Genomic DNA, 18,267 nt, shown 5'->3' on the forward strand with positions numbered 1-18,267 from the left:
GGTGGGGCGTGCCGGTCAACGGTGCGGTGGCGTCGCGGTGCAACGGTCGCACAGGCGACCGGTCGCCTTCGAGTCCTTCGCTCACGCCAAGCCCCACAGTTCCTGGTCGTCGACGGGGCGGAACCCGGCGGCTTCGGCCATGGCCTTGGCCACGGCGAAGTTGTGGGCGACCTCGGCCGGGCCGTGTGCGTCGCTGCCGAACGACAGCCATCGGCCGCCGCTGTCCCGCCACCAGCGCAGGAGTGTGAACGGTTCGGCGAGGCGGGTGTTGAGCTCGAAGATCCGTCCGGTGCCGGCGAGGGCGGTCAGGACGGCGCGGAGCTCCTCCTCGAATGCTGCCACAGCCATCGTTCCCGCCGACTGCGGCCAGGCCCGCAGCGGATAGTCGACGTGGCCGAGGATCGCGAACGCACCGGTGTCCTGGACCATGCGGAGCACCTCGGTGAGGTACCGCCGGACGACGTCGTGCGGCTCGGTCGTGCCGTAGAGCCGGTCGACGACGGCGAACACTCCGCGGTCGGCCAGGGAGTGCACGGAGCCGACGACCCGGTCGAACGGGTACCGGGCGAGCAGGTCCCGGGCCGCGTCGGCGTGCCAGTGCGGCTCACCGAGCTCCACGCCGGACCGGATGCGCAGGCCGGGGAACGCGGCCCGGCACCGCTCGATGCTCTCGGCGTAGCCCGCGTGGTCGAACGCCGGGGCGTAGAACCGGCCGTCGTCGCCGATCATCGCCTGGAACTCGGCGGGCATGGTGGCGACCCCTTGCGGCGGGATGGTCCAACGGGTGAAGTCGGCATGCTCGGTGAAGGCGATCGCGCGCAGGCCGAGGGCCGCGGCGGCCGCGCACGAGCGCATCATCGATCCGCCGAGAGCGTCCCAGGACCATTCGGAATGCACGTGGTTGTCAGCAGGTAACACACCAAGCATGGTCGCGGTGGCCCGTTCGCACCGGCAACGACGCCGTCTGTACGGCGTTGTCCGGACCTGTGTCCGGACGCCCGCGGCGGCGTTGCGTCATTGCCCGGCCCTCGCGGCCGCACCTATCATCGCTGACCATGTCAGCTGCCGAGGACCTGCTCACCCACCTTCTCGACCTCGCCGGACGCCACGGTCTGCGGGTGCGTCCGGAGACGGCGCGGGTCGACGACACCGGCTGGGACTTCGTGGTGGTCCACGTCGACGGCGATGACGGCCGGCCATGGATCCTGCGGGCACCGCGCCGGCCGGGTGCCGGTGCGACGGTGCGGGCCGAGCAGCGTCTCCTCGAGCTGCTGCGCGGGCGGTTCCCGGTCGCGATCCCGGACTGGCGGTACGCGGACGAGACCTTCATCGCGTACCCGCGGCTGCCCGGCGAGCCGGCCGCGGCCGAGGATCCGGTGACGTTCGAGCTGCGGTGGCGCATCGACCGGCAGCGTCCGCCGCGGCACTACCTGCTCGCCCTCGGCCAGTGCATGGCGCGGTTGCACGCCACGGACACGCACGCGGCGGCCGGGACGGGCATCCCGGTGCGTGCACCGGACACGATCCGCGCGCGGTTCGCCGGTCATCTCGCCTTCGGCGCCGCCGAGCTGGGCATGCACGCGACCTGGCTGGAGCGGGGGCGGCGCTGGCTGGACGACGACGCGTTGTGGTCGCCGCGGGTGGTGCTGATCCACGGTGACCTCCATCCGGGCCACACGCTGGTCGGCGAGGACGGGACGTTGCTGGCCGTGCTCGACTGGACGGACGCGGAGGTCGGCGATCCGGGGCAGGAGTTCGTGGAGGCGGCCCGGAAGTTCCCCGCTCACGTGCTGGACGAGCTCATCGGTGCCTACGTCGGAAGTGGCGGCCCGTCGTGGCCAGGGCTGCGCGGCCATGTGGTGGAGGCGATCGCGTTCGCGCCGCTCGCGCTCGCGGTGCTCGGGGCCGAGGCCGGCCAGCAGCGCTACGTCGACAAGGCGCGAGCGGTGCTGGGCGTGCCGACCGCGGGATGACGGCGCGGCCGCTCACACGGCCTTGCGGGTGACCCGGTTGATCCTTGTGCCGGTGTCGGGGGTCAGGTCCGGGCCGGCGCCGTCCGCGCAGCCGAGCTGCGCCGCCAGGGCAGGGCCGTGGAGGTCGACGGCGGCCTCCATCAGGTCGGTGATCAGGGCCGTCGCCCCGCGACCCGCCCGTACCGCCGCGATCAGGGTCAGCGCCGACAGGATCGCCAGCGGCCACCAGGTGAGCGCCAGGACCGCGTACAGCACGGCCCAGGCGATCCACCTGGCCGCCGCGTGCCACAGTCCGGCGGCGTGCCGCAGCTCGGCCCGGACGGCGTCCGGCAGCACCAGCCACAGCCTCGGCCACGCCGACGGCAGGTCGAGCCCGTAGGTGTTGCGGACGCGGCTCTCCAGCGCCGTCATCCGATCGCCCGTCCAGGTCGGCGACCGGGGCTCGGCGAGCGCGATCCGCGCACGGCGGCCGGCGAGCCGTCGCCGCCTGTCGCCATCGGTGGCGGCCTGCACCCCCGTGTCCGCCGTCTGCCAGCGATGCAGGCGCGACCGCCGCAGCAGCCGCGACAGCGGCCACGGCACCGCCCGGCCGAGCCAGACCTGGCGGACGACCCCGGCGAGGACGTCCACGGCGATGACGCCGGCCGCGCCCACCAGCGGCAGCGCCACGAGCAACGCCACGACCCGGTCGGCGGCGTGCTGCTGCGCCGTGCCACGGCCCAGGTCGAGGTCGACCCGTCCCCACCACCCGGCGCCGGTGGCCGCGGCGATCCACAGCACCACCGCGGGCTCGGCGAACCGTCTCCACCGCCCCAGCTGGACCGGCTCGTCGATCAGCATCCGCGGGTCACCGGGTCTCGGGAATCATGGTGGACGGCTCGGTCCGGGTGAGGTTGCACCGCGGCTCCGGTCCGCCCGGCGACCGCCGCTCCAGCCGCCGGCACAACCGCAGCGGGCAGCGGTACACGTCGGCCTGGAACTCCCCCTCCGTGCCCGACGTGCCGAACCTGGGGTCGAACTGCGGACCGCCGAGCCCGCGGACGAACTCCCGCAGCTCCTCGGTGCGGTCCACGCCGCCGAGAGCGTCGGTCCGGAACTGCTCCACCGTGTCGCGGTGCGCGTCGCCCGCCGCCGTTCTCAGGCCGGTGTAGTGCCGGCACAGCCAGCCGGTCGTGTCGGGGCCGGTGCGCTCGGCGACGGGCGCCGGGTGCGCGGAGCGCCTGCTCGCGTTCGGGTGTGCCCGCTCGAACTGCGCGGCGGCCCGGGCAGCGAGCCGCAGGAACCATGGCTTGGCCGCCTCCGGGGTCGAGGTGCGGCCCAGGAAGAGCATGGCGCAACCGACGATCGACAGCAGCGTCTGCAGCCGCCACTTGGGCTCAAGACCGGTCGGGTGCACCCAGCCGACCGCTTCGTCGTGCACCGCGCGGACGACCAGGTCGAGCCAGCCGGGGACGAGCTGATGCGGCCCGTCGTCGGGGTCGAGCAGCAGGTCGATGAGGGCGTCGCACTGCGACGTGGACAGCGTCTCGAATGCCCGGGCGATGATGTAGAGCACGAAGTGCACCGGGTCGCGGGTCACCGGACCCTGCTGCTCGTACAGCGCCGTGTCGATGAGGAAGAACGCCGTGGTGTCGAACGGCCTGACCTTGACGAGGGCATTGTCGGAGTGCAGGTCGCCGTGGGTGCGGCCGACGATCGCCGGCACCGTGACCGCGTCGGCGAAGTACTCCCCCTTCGCCAGCGCGAACGGGGAGGGCAACGGTTCGGCTTCGCCGGCGACCCGCACGTGGTCGCCCTGGTGCCGGCGGGCCAGCTCGTGCAGCCGGCCGTCGGGCGCCAGCTGGTCGCCGATGTGCGCCCGCAGGAACTCGCGGACCGTCCATGCGTTGGCCGGGGGCGGGGCGATGTACGGGCGGCCGGCCCAGTCGTGCAGCACACCGTGGACGATGGCGCGGCAGGCGTCCGCGAATTCCTCCGGGGTGCAGCTCACCCCGGCGGTGCCGACCGGCTCGGGGTCGATGGTGATGCGGAGCATCCGCCGCAGGAGCACGGTGAGCACCTCGGTGCTCGGCAAGTCCTTGCCGGCGATGCTCTGGAACGTGATCCAGCGGCCGACGCCCGCCGCGACCGCCTCGTGCTGGAACGTGGTGAGGTGCCGGCCGGCGAACTCCTTCGCCTCCCGTACCGCCGCCCGGTGCCGCTTGTACTCCAGCTCGTGCAGCCGCCCGTCCTCGGCCTGCAGCACCTTGAGCACGAGCAGCCGGGTCTCGGCGGTCCCTTCGTCGGTCTCGCTCACCACGGCCACCGGTGCGCGGCTGCGACCGTTGACCAGCCAGTGCTGCAGCTCGTAGAAGCGATCGTGGAGCTCGGCCCATGCGGCCAGGGTCGCCGCCACGTCAGGCTCGAGGCCCCGCCGCAGGTTGTCGTCGAGGTGGTCACTCATGTGGGCTCCTTGGGCGTGGGCTGCGGGACGGTGCGCTGGTGCAGCGCGAGCACTGCGTCGCGGGTGGCCCTGGTGTGCGGATGGTCGACGCCGAGGGCGTGTTGGCGGTCGGCGAGCACGGCGAGCAGCTCACGCTGCGCGACCGGGACACGGCCCTGGTCGAGCAGGATGAGCCCGAGCCGGTGCCGGCTGGCCAGGGTCGCCGGGTGCAGCTCACCCAGCTGGCGGCGGCGGGCCGCCACGACGGTCTGCCCCAGCGACGCGGCCTCCTCGAGGTCGCCGCTGTCGTGCAGGCAGTCGACCAGTGCCTGGCCCACGGCGAGGGTCCGCGGGTGGTGCAGGCCACGGACCTCCTGGTTGGTCTTCCACAACCAGGCCAGCTCCCTGCCGGCGGCGTCGAGATCGTCGAGTCGGTGCTGGACCTCGGCGAGGTACTGGTGGGTGACCAGGGTCGCCGGATGCAGGCCGCCGAGCACGGAACGCCTGCCCTCCAGCACATCCCGGTAGCGGTCGCGTGCCTCGACCAGTCGCCCTCGCGCGCGCAGCAGGTCGGCTTCCCCGTGCAAGCTGGTCAGCGTGTCCGGGTGCCGGCCGCCGAGCAACCGCATCCTTGCCTCGACCGTACGGGTGAGCAGGGCGTCGGCGTCGTCGAGCGCACCTCGCTGGCGCAGCGTCCGGGCCAGGTAGTGCTGCGTCATCAGCGTGTCCGGATGCTCCGGGCCGAGCGTGTCGATCCGGGCGGCCAGGACCGAGCGGTACCGCGCTTCGGCGCCGGCCAGGTCGCCCTGGTCGTACAGGACCCTGGCGAGGCCGTGTTCCAGCGCCAACGTGTCCGGTGCGTCGGGCCCGAGCCGGCTGTGGGCCACCTCGAGCGCCCGGACGAACGCCGCGGCCGCCTCGTTCAGGTGGCCGGCGGCCCGCAGGAAGTGCGCCGCACGGGCGGCGAGGCCGACCACCGACAGGACGAGCGCGTCGTCGACCGGTCCGACGTCGAGCAGGTCCAGCTGCGCCGTGCAGTGATCCGCCAGCAGCCGCCACCGCACCCAGGAGGTCGGGGACTTCGGGTCGTCCTCGGCCGCCGGAGACAGGACCGCGGTGGTGAGCTGCAGGTACCGCCCGAGCTCCCGGCGCAGCCGCGGGTCGGCCCGGACGGTGTCGCGGACCAGCAGGTGCAGCGTCAGCGACGGCTCGGCCTCGCCGTCGGCCAGGGTGATCAGGCCGAGGCCCTGCAGCGCGCGGAGCGTGTCCCAGGTGCCCAGCGCCGGCATACCGGCGAACAGCGGTGACCGGACCAGGATGTCGGGCTTCAGGATCCGCGTGAACGGCACCGGCCCCGCGCCGAGGCACGCCAGCAGGTACAGCATGGGCCGCCCGTACGTGAAGCCACGGTCGATGAGCAGCGCCAAGGACAGCGCCCAGGTCCGGTCGACCATGTGCTGGTCGGATCGCCCGCCGGCGGTCGCCGCGGCCAGCATGCCCACGCCGGCGCCGTGGTCGAGCGCCGCGACGTAGGCCGGGAACGTCCGGGGCAGGTCCGGGGTGGCGAGCCGGGCCGGCATCCTGCCCGCTTCGGCGAGGTACCGGCCGGCGAGCATCAGCGCCAGCGGCAGGCCACCGAGCCGCTCGGCGAGGTCCGCCGCCTCGCCGGGGGTGCCGGCCGGGTGCCCGCCGAGCTCGACGAGCACGTCGGCGCCGTCGGCGCGGGTCAGGCCGGTGACCCGGTGGAAGGAGATCCACTGTGGCGGCGGGTCGTGCCACGTGGTGGCCAGGCCGTCCCGGGTGGTCACCACGACGGTGCCCATGCTCGTGCGCGCCGGCCGCAGCCAGCCGGTCCCGTCGGTGAGATGCTGTCCGGGAAGGCCGAGCGACCTCGACGGGTCGTCCGCGTTGTCGAACACGAGCAGCCAGGGCCGGTCGAGCGCGTCGAGGTGTTCCCAGACGAGGTCCGGCAGGCTGCCGCCGCGCAGCCGCTCGGCGGAGATCCCCAGCTCCACGGCGAGGGCGTGCATCGCCGCGAAGGTGGTGGAGGCGTCGTCGGCCGGTATCCAGAAGGTACGCACGCCCGCGTCGACGGCGCGTTGCGCGAGGGTGAGCGCGATCATGCTCTTGCCGCTGCCGCCGATGCCCTGCAGCACATGCACGTGTGGCCCGCCGGCCAGATGGGTGGACGAGGTCACGGTGGCGTCGAGGGTCCGCACGATGTCGTCCCGGCCACGCACGCGCGGCTCGACCAGAAGTCGCCGCAGCGGCGGCAGGATCGACACGGCGACCGGCGGTGTGGTGTGCGCGGTGGTGGACGGTGACTCGTCCGCCTGCTCACCACCGGTGCGCAGGCGCCAGTACGCGGCCTGCCACGCCTCGATCTCGGCGGGATCGGTGATGCCGAGGGTGCGTACCAGGCGGCCGACGAGGTCGGGCGGCTGCAGGGCCGGCAGGTGCGCGCCGGCGAAGTACCCGCCGACCGTGCTCGGCGGCAGCCCGAGTGCGTTGGCGACGCGGCGCACGCTGAGTCCGCTGCGCTGGCGCGCGATGGTGAGCTCGGCGCCGAAGCCGTGCCGGGTGACGATTCGGCGCGGATCGGGGCCGTCGGTCGGCTCGCGTCCGCCCGGCGTCGCCGACCTCACCATGACGGCGAACCACGATGGCCGGCCGGGTCGCGGTTCGCGGGCGCGTGACCGGCAGGATCCGGTGGTGTCCGCGCGGGCGGCGGTGCGCTGTCCTCAGTCAATGGCGGCCCTCCGAAGCAGGTCCGCTCCACCGTAACAACGCTGTGTGATCATCGCCGTACGAGGTTGTCCGGCTTCGAACGGGGTCCCTTCCCGCCTGGTAGCACCGGTGTTTGCATCGACGTGCGCCGACAGGAGGACTGGTATGACCGAACGACCCCGCACGATCCGCACGGCCGGTGCGCTCGCCGACGCCGGACTGGTCACGACGGACGCGGTGACCGCCGTCGAAGCAGTCGCGCAGCGGTACGCGATCAGCCTCACCCCGACCATGCGGCAGCGCATCGCCGGTGGCCCCGACGACCCGGTGGCGCTGCAGTTCGTGCCCCGCGCCGAGGAGCTCGACACCGCCGACGACGAGCTCACCGACCCGATCGGCGACGCCGCGTTCACGCCGGTGCCGGGCATCACCCACCGCTACCGTGACCGGGTGCTGCTCAAGCCGCTGCACGTGTGTCCCGTCTACTGCCGTTTCTGCTTCCGCCGCGAGGCGGTCGGCCCCGGTCAGGGGTTGCTGAGCGACACGGACCTGCAGGGCGCGTACGCGTACGTCCGCGCGCACCCGGAGATCTGGGAGGTCATCCTGACCGGCGGCGACCCGTTGATCCTGTCGCCCGACCGGCTTCGCGCCATCGTCACCACGCTCGCCGGGATCGAGCACGTCGGGGTGGTGCGGGTGCACACCCGCGTCCCGGTCGTGGCGCCGGAGCGGATCACCGACGACCTGGTCGACGCGTTGAGCGCCGACACACCCGTGTGGATCGTCGTGCACTGCAATCACCGCCAGGAGCTCGGGCCGGACGCCGCCGACGCGCTGCGCCGCCTGTCCCGCGGGGGCATCCCCCTGCTGAGCCAGACGGTGTTGCTCAAAGGCGTCAACGACAGTGCCGGGGTGCTCGAGGAGCTGTTCCGGGCGCTGGTCCGGCTGCGGGTCAAGCCGTACTACCTGCACCAGGCCGACCTCGCTCCGGGCACCGGGCACTTCCGCACGACGATCGCGGCCGGCCAGGAGCTCGTCCGCCAGTTGCGCGGGCCCGTCTCGGGTCTGTGCCAGCCGACGTACGTGCTGGACCTGCCGGGCGGGCACGGCAAGGTGCCGATCGCGGCGAGCCAGCTGGCCCGGGACGCCGACGGGTATCTGGTCACCGCCCCTGACGGCACCGTCCACCGCTACGCACCCCGGCATGTCATGGCCACGACCGCGCCGGCCGGGGCCGGCACATGAGCCAGGTACCCGCGATCACGCTGCTGGACCCCGGCGCGGCCTGCTCCGCCGTCCGGTGGGACGTCCCGGCACTCACCACCGCGGTCGCCTGGCAGGCCGTAGCGGCGACCGCCGCCGGCGACGGCACCGGGTCGGTCAAGGTGTTCCAGGGCGGCCGGCCGGCCTCGTCGCGTGTCCTGCGGCCGGACCCGGCGCAGCCGGGAGCCACGGGCCGGTCCGGCGTGGAGCGGTTCCTGGCGCTTCCGGGTCCGACGTTCTGCTATGCCCGTGACGTCCAGGCATGGCATCGACCCCTGTTCGAGGCGATGGTCGAGGCGCTCACGCCGCACCTGATGTCCGGCGGCCTGGGCAGTGGTCCTGTCGAGACCGAGGTCTTCGCCGGCGACTACCAGCGGACCCCGGGCGGGGTGCACCGGGAGGCGTGCTCGAACGTGCACCTGGTGCTCGCGGGCGCCAAGACCATGCACCTGTGGACCGGCGACGACTGGATGCCGCCCGGCGTCCTGCGACGCGGCGACGTCGCGGCCGGCGCCGGTACCCGGGAGGAGTACCTGCCGACGCTGAACCCGGCCGTCGCGCTGGCCGCGGGCCGGTCGTTGACCGGTGGGCCGGGACAGGGTTTCGCGTGGGTCGCCGGCACCTGGCACGTGGCCGAGACCCACGGGCCCTCCGCCGCGCTGAACATCGCGATGTACCAGCACGGGCTCGGCGCGGAACCGTCGCTTCCCGTCTGGGGTGACCGCCTCGACGGCGCCGTGCCGGCGTCGTTCCTGGACGACTACCGGCGCCACGTCGGTGCCGGCGCGATGCCGCTCGCCGCGCTCCTCGGGCGGCTGTCCGCCCTCGGCATGCGGCCCGCCGCCGTCCACCGCCGCCCGGGTCCGGTGCGCACCGTCCGGCGCGGGCTCGCCGTGCCGATCCTCTGGGTCCGGCCCGCTCCAGGCGAGCTGTTCGTGGCGACGCTCGGCGCGGTACGGCGGCTGCCGCCGCGGACACCCGTCGACTGGCTCGCCGAACGGTGGGAGCGGGCCGAACTGACCGTGCCGGAGGAGGCCGCCGGGCTCGCCGGTTGGCTGTGCCTGCAGGGCGCGCTCGAAGCAAAGGGGGAACGGTGAACACGAACACGACGCCGGCCTGGGACGAGTCCGACACCGCGGCGTTTCTGCGGTACGCCGACGTGTTCGTGCCACGCCGCGCCGAACAGTTCCGGATCGTCTGCGCACTGCTGCGCGACCTGCCGCACCCGAGCGTGCTCGAGCTCGGCTGCGGCGACGGCGCGCTGACCGAGACGATCATCCGGCAGCGGCCGGACATCGCGGTCACCGCCGTGGACGCGGCGGGCACGATGCTCGCGGCGGCGCGGCGGCGCCTCGCGGACGTGCCCGCGCACGTGCGGTTCGTGCACGCCGACCTCCGTGATCAGCACTGGCGGACCGGGCGGTACGGCGCGGTGGTGACGTCGCTCGCCGTCCATCACCTCGACGACGACGCCAAACGGCACCTGTTCGGCTCGGTCCTCGAAATGCTCCGTCCAGGGGGGATCTACGTGCAGTGCGACCTGATCGAACCGGCCGCGGAGGTGACCCGGCGGGTGGCCGCGGAGCAGTGGGACCACCTCGTCGAGGAGCAGGCCGCGACGGCGCCCGCCGGCCGCGAGGCGGCGGACGCGTTCCACGACAGTCAATGGAACACGTTCCGCTACCCGGACCCGGTCGACCAGCCGGCACCCGTGAGCGCCCAGCTCGGCTGGCTCGCCGCCGCGGGTTTCGAGGGCGTCGACGTCTGCTGGGCGGCGGCCGGGCACGCGGTGCTCGCGGCCACCCGTGGCACGGCGGGGTGAGGCGGATGTCTGCCGGCAGCGCGCGCGTGTACCTGGCCAATCTCGTCAACACCGTCATGATCGAGCAGCCGCCGCCCGGGTACGCCCGTGCCATGGCCGCGGTCACCCCGCGCAAGCTGTGGCTCGCCGAGCCAGGCGACTGCGTGGTGACCCTGGCACCGTGCAGCGGCGCGTTCCGCGACTACGTGGCCGGAGTGACCCGGACCCCGCCGGACAGCGTCGATCTGATCGCCCCGCGGGAGGTCATGCCCGTCCATCCGGCGGACGTCGTCGCGGAACGGGACGCACTGACCCGGGTGGGGTCACGTGCGGTGCTCGTGCCGTTCGTCCTGGACCCGCCGGCGCTGGACCTCGCGGACCGGGCCGGCCTGAGCGTCCACCCGTACCACCGCCGACCGGGGCCGAGGACCGTGGAGGCCGTCCAGGTGATGAACACGAAGGCCGGTTTCCGCGCGGTGGCGGCGGGCCTCGGGCTGCCGGTGGCCGACGGCGGGTTCTCGGCCACGGCCGCCGACCTGACCCGCGACGTGGTGGGGTTCCTCCGCGACCACCCGAACGTCATCGTCAAGGTCAACCGGTCCTCGAACGGCCACGGCACCTTCGTGTGCGAAGCCGGCGACGGCCGTGCTGTCATCGAACAGCGGATCGCCCGGTCCGTCGCCGAGGCGCCGGCGCGCCGCTGCGGGTGGGTCTACGAGGAGTTCCTCGCGTTCGAGTCGATGCCGAGCGTCGAGCTGTTCGTCGACGACAGCGGCGTGCACGACTTCTACACCTGCGACCAGCGCACCCGGAACAACGCCTGGACCGGCATGGTGACACCGGCCGCCGCCTCGCCGGTGCTGCCGCGGCTCGCCGACGCCGCCGCCCGCATCGGTGCCTGGCTGCACACCGCCGGCTTCCGCGGGTACTTCGACGTCGACGGCGGTGTCGTCGGCAGCGCGTACGTGGTGACGGAGGCCAACGTCCGCCGGACCGGTGGCACGTACCTTCACCAGCTCGCGAGCCGCCTCACGCCGGCGGGCACGACCGCCCACTGGCGCGCCGACGTGCGGGCGGGCGCCACGGGCATGGACTTCGCCGCCGCGGTCACGGCCGTGCGGCGCGCCGGCCTCGACGACGCCACCGCGCCGGCGCGTGCCCTGCTCACCGTCGACACCCTCGCCGTGGACGGCAAGTGGCGGTACTTCGTCGTCGGCGGCAGCGACACGGCCGTCGCCGAGGCGGAGCGCATCCTCGCCGACGTCCTGGGCCTCGAGTGATGCTGCACTCCGCGCTTCACCCCGGGTTCAGCCGTCTGCACGGGGCAGGCATCATCGCGCTGCGGGACGTGCCGGTCGGCACGGCTGTGTGGTGGCCGTGCCCGCGGTGCACCGTCCTGCCGATCGGGCAGCAGGCGGCCACCCCGCCGGACGTGCTGAGCTGGCTGGCGGAGTACGGTTACCGGCGCGCCGACGGTGGCCTCATCGCCCCGTGCCGCGGCGCGCATCTGCTCAACCACTCGTGCGACGCGGCCGTCCTGGACGTGGGGCTGTCCGTCGGGATCGCGGTCCGGGACATCGCCCGCGGTGAGGAGGTGACCTGCGACTACCGGGCGTTCCGCTACGAGGACCCGTGGACGTTCGCCTGCCTGTGCGGCACCGCGCGATGCACCGGCACCGTCTCCGCCACCGTCGGGGAACCGCCGCCGGAGCTGACCGAGTCCTGGTCGGCCCGGCTGGTGCCGGCGATCGCCGCGGCGGCGTCGGTCCCGCAGGAGACGACCGTCCTCGGCGGCGACATTCACGGCGTCACGGGCTGGAGGCCCGGCCATGTCGGCTAGCGGCGGCGGCCCGCCCGGGCTCAAGGCGGCCGAACTCGTCGCCGGCCTGCGGTCCGGGGCGGTTCGCGACGAGCCCGCGTACGTCACCCTGATCCGGCTGCTGACGCTCGACGGGCGGCTGCCGTTCGACACCGCCGCGGGTGCCCTCACCGCCCGTGCCCGTAGCGTCCTGCGCCTGGTGACGGGTGAGGAGGCACTGCGGATCACGGACCCGTCCCGGCGCGACACCGGCGGTGTGTTCGTCGCCCTGTCGGCGCAGGGCCGGCTGCAGCTGCTCGACCGGCCCCCGGCCGGCACCGAGGTCATCGGGCGCCTGCCGTTGCCCCGTGCCCTCCTCGATCGCGTCGACGAGGCGGTGGCCGACTGGGTGCTGCACGAGCGTGCGGAGCAGCGCCACCTTGACCGGCTGCTGCGGCGGTGGCACCGGGCGGGCGAGCTGACCGCCAGGGTCGAGCAGGTCGCGGACTGGGTCGAGCGGGTCGAGACGGTGCTGGTCTATGTCGGGGAGGACGTCTTCTCGCGCTCGGACGCCGGCACGAACACCCTGCTGCGCGACGGTGTGCTGCACCGTCTCGGCACCCGTGCGCCGGACGCCTGGACGGCTCCTGAGCGGCTCTTCGTCTGCGCCGCGCAGGTGCTGTTCGCCGCGGGACGGGCCATCCGCTTCGAGGAGTTCAACGGCCGGCAGCTCAGCGCGACCGGTCTGCGCGGCTGGCTGGTCACCACCTGGTTGCGGTACGCCAAAGCCCTCGGCCTCGACCCGCCCGACGACCTGCCGTCACGGTGCCCGTTCAGGTTGGCGCAGCAGGTCGGTGAGCTGGCCGACGCGGTGAACCGGTCGGACTCGATCCGGTTCCGGCGCATCGGCGGCCCGGTCTTCGCCAAGGAGGAGCGGGTCGTCGAACTGCCGCACCGGGACCGCAGCCACGCCACGACCCCGCCGGCGGTCGGGCGTTGGGCGGCACGGCACCTCGGGCTCGACGTCGACGCGTCGCTGCCGGGCGAGCGTACGGTGCGCGCGGCCACCGCCGCGATCCTCACCTTGCCGCCCGCGGACTGCGAACGGCTGATGCCCGAGCTGCTCGAGGTCATCGTCCGGGCCGCCGTCGTCGACCTCGGCGCCGACTACGCGATGTCGAGCGCGGTCAGGGACCTCGCCCGGCTGGCGCCCGGCGGTGCCAGCCGCGCCGCGGGCGTGCTGGAGCTGCGGAAACCGGACTTCTTCTGCTGCGTGGTGCCGCATCCGGAGCTTCGCCGGCCGGCCGGCTCCGAGCTCGGCAGGATGCTGTGGCTGGTCGCCCAGCGGATGCAGTACAACCGCTGGCATTTCGCGCCCGGCGACTTCGACCGGCCGGAGATCCCGCGGCAGCGGCACTACTTCTTCCCGCCGGCGCTGCCGGACCTGGCCGAGCACAGCGACCTGTGGCACGGCGGCCACGTCGCGGCAAGGGTACGGTTCTCGGTCCGGGCGCCCGGGGCGTCGCTGTGGCGTAGCCCGCTGCGGGTCCGTGGCAACGACTACCGCGGTTGCTTCGACATCCGCGCCGTGCGGATGGCCGGCGAGCCGTTCGTCCGTGCGGACCTGTGGACCGCCGTGCGCTACACCGGACTCGTCGACGCCATGTGGCGCACCGTCGCGGCGGCGGTGGACCAGGGACATCGGGTGCCGGCCATCACCGCGTTCGACGGGGGCTGGTACGAGCGTCGGCACCGGTAGGCCGGCACCGTTCAGGCGTGCGCGGCCAGGTGGGCGTCGAGCAGTGCGTTGCAGGCCCCGGGCGCTTCGAGGTTGACCAGGTGCCCGGCGCCGCGCACCACGACCTTCCGGGCGAGCGGCATCCGTCGCTCCAGCGCCGCGGCGATCCGGTGGAAGTCCGGCAGGTCGTCGCGGCCGACGATGACGGTCGTCGGTGTGCCGATCTCGTCGAGGCGGTCCCACGTGCCGGTGTCCACCGGCCGGCGCACGTCGTCGTGCAACCAGTGCCAGCCCGAGTAGTCGCCGACCATCCTGGTCACGCGGTCCCAGGCGGTCCGGTGCCCGCGGGTGGTCCGGAACAGGTCGTGGTGCAGCCATCGACGCCGTGCGGCATCGAGGGAGTCAGGGCCGGCCTGGACGTCCCAGTCGATCCGGTGGCGGTAGCCGCCCACATCGGTGCCGATGAGCGCCAGGGAGCGCACCGCCCGCGGCCAGCGAAGCGCGTAGCTCAGCGCGATCCGGCCGCCCATCGACAGGCCCACCAGATGTACCGCCGGGGCACCGAGCGCCGACAGCAGCGAGCGCAGATCGTCGGCGTGGTTGTACGGCCCGACCGGCGTCGTGGACCTGCCGAAGCCACGGCAGTCGTAGGTCAGCACCGTGCACGCCTGCCGGAACCGCCGGACCTGCGGAAACCACATCCGCTGGTCCAGCGTGAAGCCGTGGATGAAGACCACCCACGGTCCTGATCCCACCGAACGGTAGGCCAGGGACCCGCCGTCCAGCGCGACGGCACCGCGCACGGGCAGCATCATAAGCGCTGCCGCGCCGCTGTTACGGTGCGAGCATGGCCCGGCTGACGGCGTTGTCGACCTACAGCATGTTGCTCATGCGCCGGTTCGAGGCGAGCGGTGACCGTGCCGAGCTCGCGCACGCCGTCCGCGTCGCCCGGCAGGTACTGGCGGAGTGCGGCGAGGCGGATCCGGACCGGGGTGCCTACCTGTCGAACCTGGCGGTGCTGCTGCGGATGCGGTACCTGGCGGTGAGCGACCATGACGCCCTGCTGGAGGCGATCGCGGCGCTCACCGAGGCGCTGCGGCTCATGGCGGCGGATGACCGTGACCGCGGCGCACTGCACGCCAATCTGGCGATGACGCTGCGGCTCAGCTACGAACGGTCCGGCGCGGTCGACACCCTCGAGGCCGCCGTCGGGCATGCACGGGCCGGGCTCACGGCCTGCGATCCGCGGCACCCGCAGCGGGCCGCGATCCAGACCACCCTGGCCGCGCTGCTGCGCGCCCTCGCCGAACGCACCCACGACGCCGCCACCTGCGAGGAGGGACTCAACCACGCCAGATCGGCCGTCGCACTCGACCCCGGTCACCGGCCGGCGCTGGTCGCGGCGTCGGCGCTGTGCCGGCTGCGGTACGGCCACACCGGCGACGAGGCCGACCTCGACGACGCGGTGGCCTTCGCCCGGGCCGCCGCCGAGGGAGTGGACCACCTCGACACCTCGTTCGTGGCGCTGCACAGCGAGCTCAGCACGGCACTGTTCGCGCGCTACGAACGCTTCGGCGACCCGGCGGACATCGACGGCGCGATCGACGCCGCGCGGGCCGCGGCGGCCGCCGGGACGCCGGGCCGGCACCACGCCGGCGGGGCCGCGACGAACCTCGCCGGAATGCTGCGGAGCCGCTTCGACGCCAGCGGCGACCTCGACGATCTCACCGAGGCGATCGAGCAGGGACGCGCGGCGCTGGCGACGCCGGCGGACCCGCCCGCCAGGGTCGCCGCGCTCACGAACCTCGCCTCCGGCCTGCAGACGCTGTTCGAACGCACCGGCGACCTCGGCCGCCTCGACGAGGCGATCGAGCTGCGGCGGGCAGCGCTCGACGTCGCGACGGCCCCGGGGCAGCTCACGGCCGTGCAGTCCGGGCTGGCCGCGGCGCTGCGGGCCCGGCACGAACGCAGCGGGGCGCTGACCGACCTCGACGACGCGATCACCGCCGGCACGGCCGCCGTCCGGGCCGCGGCGCACGATCCACGCGCGCAGGCCCGCCATCTCGCGAACCTCAGCGCGGCCTACCGGACCAGGTTCGAACGGGTGGGCGACCCGGACGACGCGCACCGCGCGGTCCAGACCGCCCGCCAGGCCGTCGACCAGACCCCGGGGGACGACCAGCACCTGCCCCGCCGGCGTTCCACGCTCGCGCTCGCGCTGTTGCGGAGCTTCACCCAGGAAGGCGACCTGCGCGACGTCGACGAGGCGATCACGCTCGGCCGCGCCGCGGTCGCGGACACGGCGCCCGGCCACCGGCTGCGCCCGCGGTTGCTGGGGAACATCGCCAACGCGCTGCGGGCCCGCTACGAACGCACCCGCGACCTGGCCGACCTGCACGAGGCGATCGCCGTCGCGCGGCAGGCGGTCGCCGCCACCCACGACGCCGACGCACGCCGCCCCCAGCGGTTGGCGAACCTCAGTGCCGCGCTGCTGCGCCGGTTCGAGGTGAGCCGGCAGCGCGTCGACATCGACGACGCCGTCGACGCCGCAACGGCCGCGGAACGCGGCACCCCGCCCGACCACCCCTCGCGACCGCTGTACCTCGCCGACCTGGGCCTCATGCTGTTGCGGCGGTACGAGGCGTACAACTCCCCGCCGGATCTGGAGACGTCCGTCCTCGCCTCGGTCGCCGCGATCACCGCGACCCCGCTCGATCATCCGAATCGGCCCGGGTACCTGTCGAACCTGGTCCCCGCGCTCCTCGCGGTCGGCGCGCTGACCGGCGACGCGGGGCACCTCGACGAGGCGGTGCGGCTCGCCCGGGAGGCGGCGGCGGCTCCCCCGGGGTCCGCCGATCCCGGCGGCGTGCAGTTCAACCTCGGCACGGCGCTCGACAGCAGACACTCCCTGCACGGCGCCGAAGAGGACCGCCTCGGCGCGGTCGAGGCGTTCGCCGCCTGCGCGCGCCATGAGACGACCACACCGCTGGTCAGGGCCGTCGCGGCGGTCCGGCAGGGACGTCTCGGCGCGCGGACCGCGGACTGGCACGCCGCGGACTCGGCCTACGCGGACGCCATCGCCCTGCTGCCGCTCATCAGCGACCGGACGGGCGGTTGGGACAGCAGGCAGCACCAACTGGCCCAGCTCAACGGCCTCGGCAGCGACGCGGCGGCCGTGGCCCTGCACCTGGGCGACCCCGACCGCGCCGTCCTCCTCCTGGAGCAGGCCCGCGCGATCCTGATCGGCCAGTCCCTGGACAGCAGGGCCGACGTCCGGCAGCTCCACGAGACCCACCCGGACCTGGCGGCGGCATTCGAGCGGCTCCGCGCCGTCCTGAACGCCGACACCCGGCCGAGCAGCGAGTCCGACACCGACCTGCACGCCATGACCGATCCGGCGGCGTGGCGCCGCCGGGCGGCGACCGAGTTCCGTGCGGTCGTCGCCGCCATCCGCGGCATCACGCAGCACCGCGGGTTTCTCCGCCCGCCCGACATCGCGGACGTGCGCGGGTACGCCGTCGCCGGTCCGATCGTGATCGTCAACGTCTCGCAGCACCGCTGCGACGCGCTGCTGATCCGTCCGGACGACATCGTCGTCGTCCCGCTGCCGGACCTCGACCACCACGAGGTGGAGGACCGCGCCGCGGCCCTGCTGGCGGCGACCGCCGCGAACACCTGGACGACCAACGACACCGTCATCGACGTCCTCGGCTGGCTGTGGGACGCGGTCGCGGCGCCGGTGCTCGACGCGCTGGCGCTTCCGGCGGCCGGGACCGGCCCCCTGCCCCGACTCCGGTGGCTGCCGACCGGCGCGCTGAGCCTGCTGCCGTTGCACGCCGCGGGCCACTACTCGACGGCCGGCCCGGCACGCAGCATGCTGGATCTGGCCGTCTCCTCGTATCTGGTCACCCTCCGCGGACTCGACCCGTCGCGGACGCCGGCGGCCGACCCCGACGGCGATCCGCTCGTCGTCGGGATGGCGTCGACTCCCGGACTGTCCCCACTGCCACGGGCCCACGACGAGGCGCGCCTGGTGAGCAACCACCTCCGGGACCGGACCGGTCCGCTCCTGGACGCCGCAGCCACCCGCGGTGCCGTCGCCGACCGGCTCGACCGGGCCCGCCAGGCCCACTTCGCCTGTCACGCGCGCACGGACATCGACGACCCGTCGGCAAGCGCGCTGCTGCTCGCCGACGGTCCGTTGTTCGTACGGGACGTCATCGCCGGACCGGCGGCCGACCGGAAGCTGGCGTTCCTCTCCGCGTGCACCACCGCGGTGACCTCGGCCCGGTTCCTCGACGAGGCGCTGCATGTCGTGGCCGCCTTCCACCTGGCCGGGTTCCGGTGCGTCATCGGCAGCCTCTGGCTCGTCGACGACGCGGTCTCCTACGACGTGGCTCAGGTCGTGTACGCGGCGCTCGACCAGGAGGCGGATCCGGCGCGGGCGCTGCACAGCGCGGTGTCGGTGTTGCGCTCGCGGTACCCTGCGAGCCCGTCGCTGTGGGCCGGATACCTCCACAGCGGCGACGCGTCACCGAGCTGAAC

Annotated in this window: 13 protein-coding genes; 8 read left to right on the forward strand and 5 right to left on the reverse strand. The window is 74.1% G+C overall.

Features of this window, described 5'->3' with window-relative positions; all coding sequences use genetic code 11:
* Positions 1–81: 81 nt before the first annotated feature.
* Entirely contained in the window at positions 82–918 is an 837-nt protein-coding gene (locus OP18_RS19870; RefSeq protein WP_245635455.1) for a PHP domain-containing protein, read from the reverse strand.
* A 137-nt stretch (positions 919–1,055) separates the two neighbouring features.
* On the opposite strand from OP18_RS19870, the gene OP18_RS19875 reads away from it, so the two are divergent.
* A complete protein-coding gene (locus OP18_RS19875) occupies positions 1,056–1,973 on the forward strand; it encodes a macrolide 2'-phosphotransferase (protein WP_052387002.1) in 918 nt (305 codons plus the stop codon).
* 12 nt (positions 1,974–1,985) lie between these two features.
* On the opposite strand, the gene OP18_RS19880 is transcribed toward OP18_RS19875, so the two are convergent.
* Genes OP18_RS19880 through OP18_RS19890 form a run of 3 tightly spaced genes read right to left on the reverse strand, consistent with a single transcriptional unit; the run spans position 1,986 to position 7,043 of the window.
* Positions 1,986–2,813 carry a hypothetical protein gene (locus OP18_RS19880; protein ID WP_052387003.1) on the reverse strand — a complete coding sequence of 276 codons (828 nt, stop codon included), beginning with the start codon at positions 2,811–2,813 and terminating at the stop codon, positions 1,986–1,988.
* 7 nt (positions 2,814–2,820) lie between these two features.
* Positions 2,821–4,416, reverse strand: a complete 1,596-nt coding sequence (locus OP18_RS19885) for a hypothetical protein (RefSeq protein ID WP_052387004.1) — start codon at positions 4,414–4,416, stop codon at positions 2,821–2,823.
* Positions 4,413–7,043, reverse strand: coding sequence for a tetratricopeptide repeat protein (locus OP18_RS19890; protein WP_033360442.1), 2,631 nt, complete (start codon positions 7,041–7,043; stop codon positions 4,413–4,415). Before OP18_RS19890 ends, OP18_RS19885 begins: the two co-directional genes overlap by 4 nt.
* 244 nt (positions 7,044–7,287) lie before the next feature.
* Here OP18_RS19890 and OP18_RS19895 point away from each other — a divergent pair, with 244 nt between their 5' ends.
* The 6 genes from OP18_RS19895 to OP18_RS19920 are packed head-to-tail and all read left to right on the forward strand — an operon-like array spanning position 7,288 to position 13,743.
* Positions 7,288–8,367, forward strand: coding sequence for a lysine-2,3-aminomutase-like protein (locus OP18_RS19895; protein ID WP_052387005.1), 1,080 nt, complete (start codon positions 7,288–7,290; stop codon positions 8,365–8,367).
* Positions 8,364–9,482, forward strand: coding sequence for a hypothetical protein (locus OP18_RS58655; protein WP_033360443.1), 1,119 nt, complete (start codon positions 8,364–8,366; stop codon positions 9,480–9,482). Before OP18_RS19895 ends, OP18_RS58655 begins: the two co-directional genes overlap by 4 nt.
* Positions 9,479–10,207: a class I SAM-dependent methyltransferase gene (locus OP18_RS19905; RefSeq protein WP_033360444.1), complete on the forward strand. Its 729-nt coding sequence runs from the start codon at positions 9,479–9,481 to the stop codon at positions 10,205–10,207. The genes OP18_RS58655 and OP18_RS19905 overlap by 4 nt, the downstream gene beginning before the upstream one ends.
* 5 nt (positions 10,208–10,212) lie before the next feature.
* On the forward strand, positions 10,213–11,466 hold the full coding sequence (locus OP18_RS19910) for a preATP grasp domain-containing protein (protein ID WP_156089643.1): 1,254 nt from the start codon (positions 10,213–10,215) through the stop codon (positions 11,464–11,466).
* Positions 11,466–12,026, forward strand: coding sequence for an SET domain-containing protein-lysine N-methyltransferase (locus OP18_RS19915; protein WP_156089644.1), 561 nt, complete (start codon positions 11,466–11,468; stop codon positions 12,024–12,026). Before OP18_RS19910 ends, OP18_RS19915 begins: the two co-directional genes overlap by 1 nt.
* A complete protein-coding gene (locus tag OP18_RS19920) occupies positions 12,016–13,743 on the forward strand; it encodes a hypothetical protein (protein ID WP_033360447.1) in 1,728 nt (575 codons plus the stop codon). The genes OP18_RS19915 and OP18_RS19920 overlap by 11 nt, the downstream gene beginning before the upstream one ends.
* An 11-nt stretch (positions 13,744–13,754) precedes the next feature.
* Here the strand turns inward: OP18_RS19920 and OP18_RS52755 are convergent, their stop codons facing one another.
* Complete coding sequence (locus OP18_RS52755; RefSeq protein WP_162189810.1) at positions 13,755–14,525, reverse strand: alpha/beta fold hydrolase; 771 nt, start codon at positions 14,523–14,525, stop codon at positions 13,755–13,757.
* Between the two features lie 44 nt (positions 14,526–14,569).
* On the opposite strand from OP18_RS52755, the gene OP18_RS51300 reads away from it, so the two are divergent.
* Positions 14,570–18,265 carry a CHAT domain-containing protein gene (locus OP18_RS51300; RefSeq protein ID WP_043787719.1) on the forward strand — a complete coding sequence of 1,232 codons (3,696 nt, stop codon included), beginning with the start codon at positions 14,570–14,572 and terminating at the stop codon, positions 18,263–18,265.
* Positions 18,266–18,267: the final 2 nt, after the last annotated feature.

Source organism: Dactylosporangium aurantiacum (genome assembly GCF_000716715.1).
GTDB lineage: Bacteria > Actinomycetota > Actinomycetes > Mycobacteriales > Micromonosporaceae > Dactylosporangium > Dactylosporangium aurantiacum.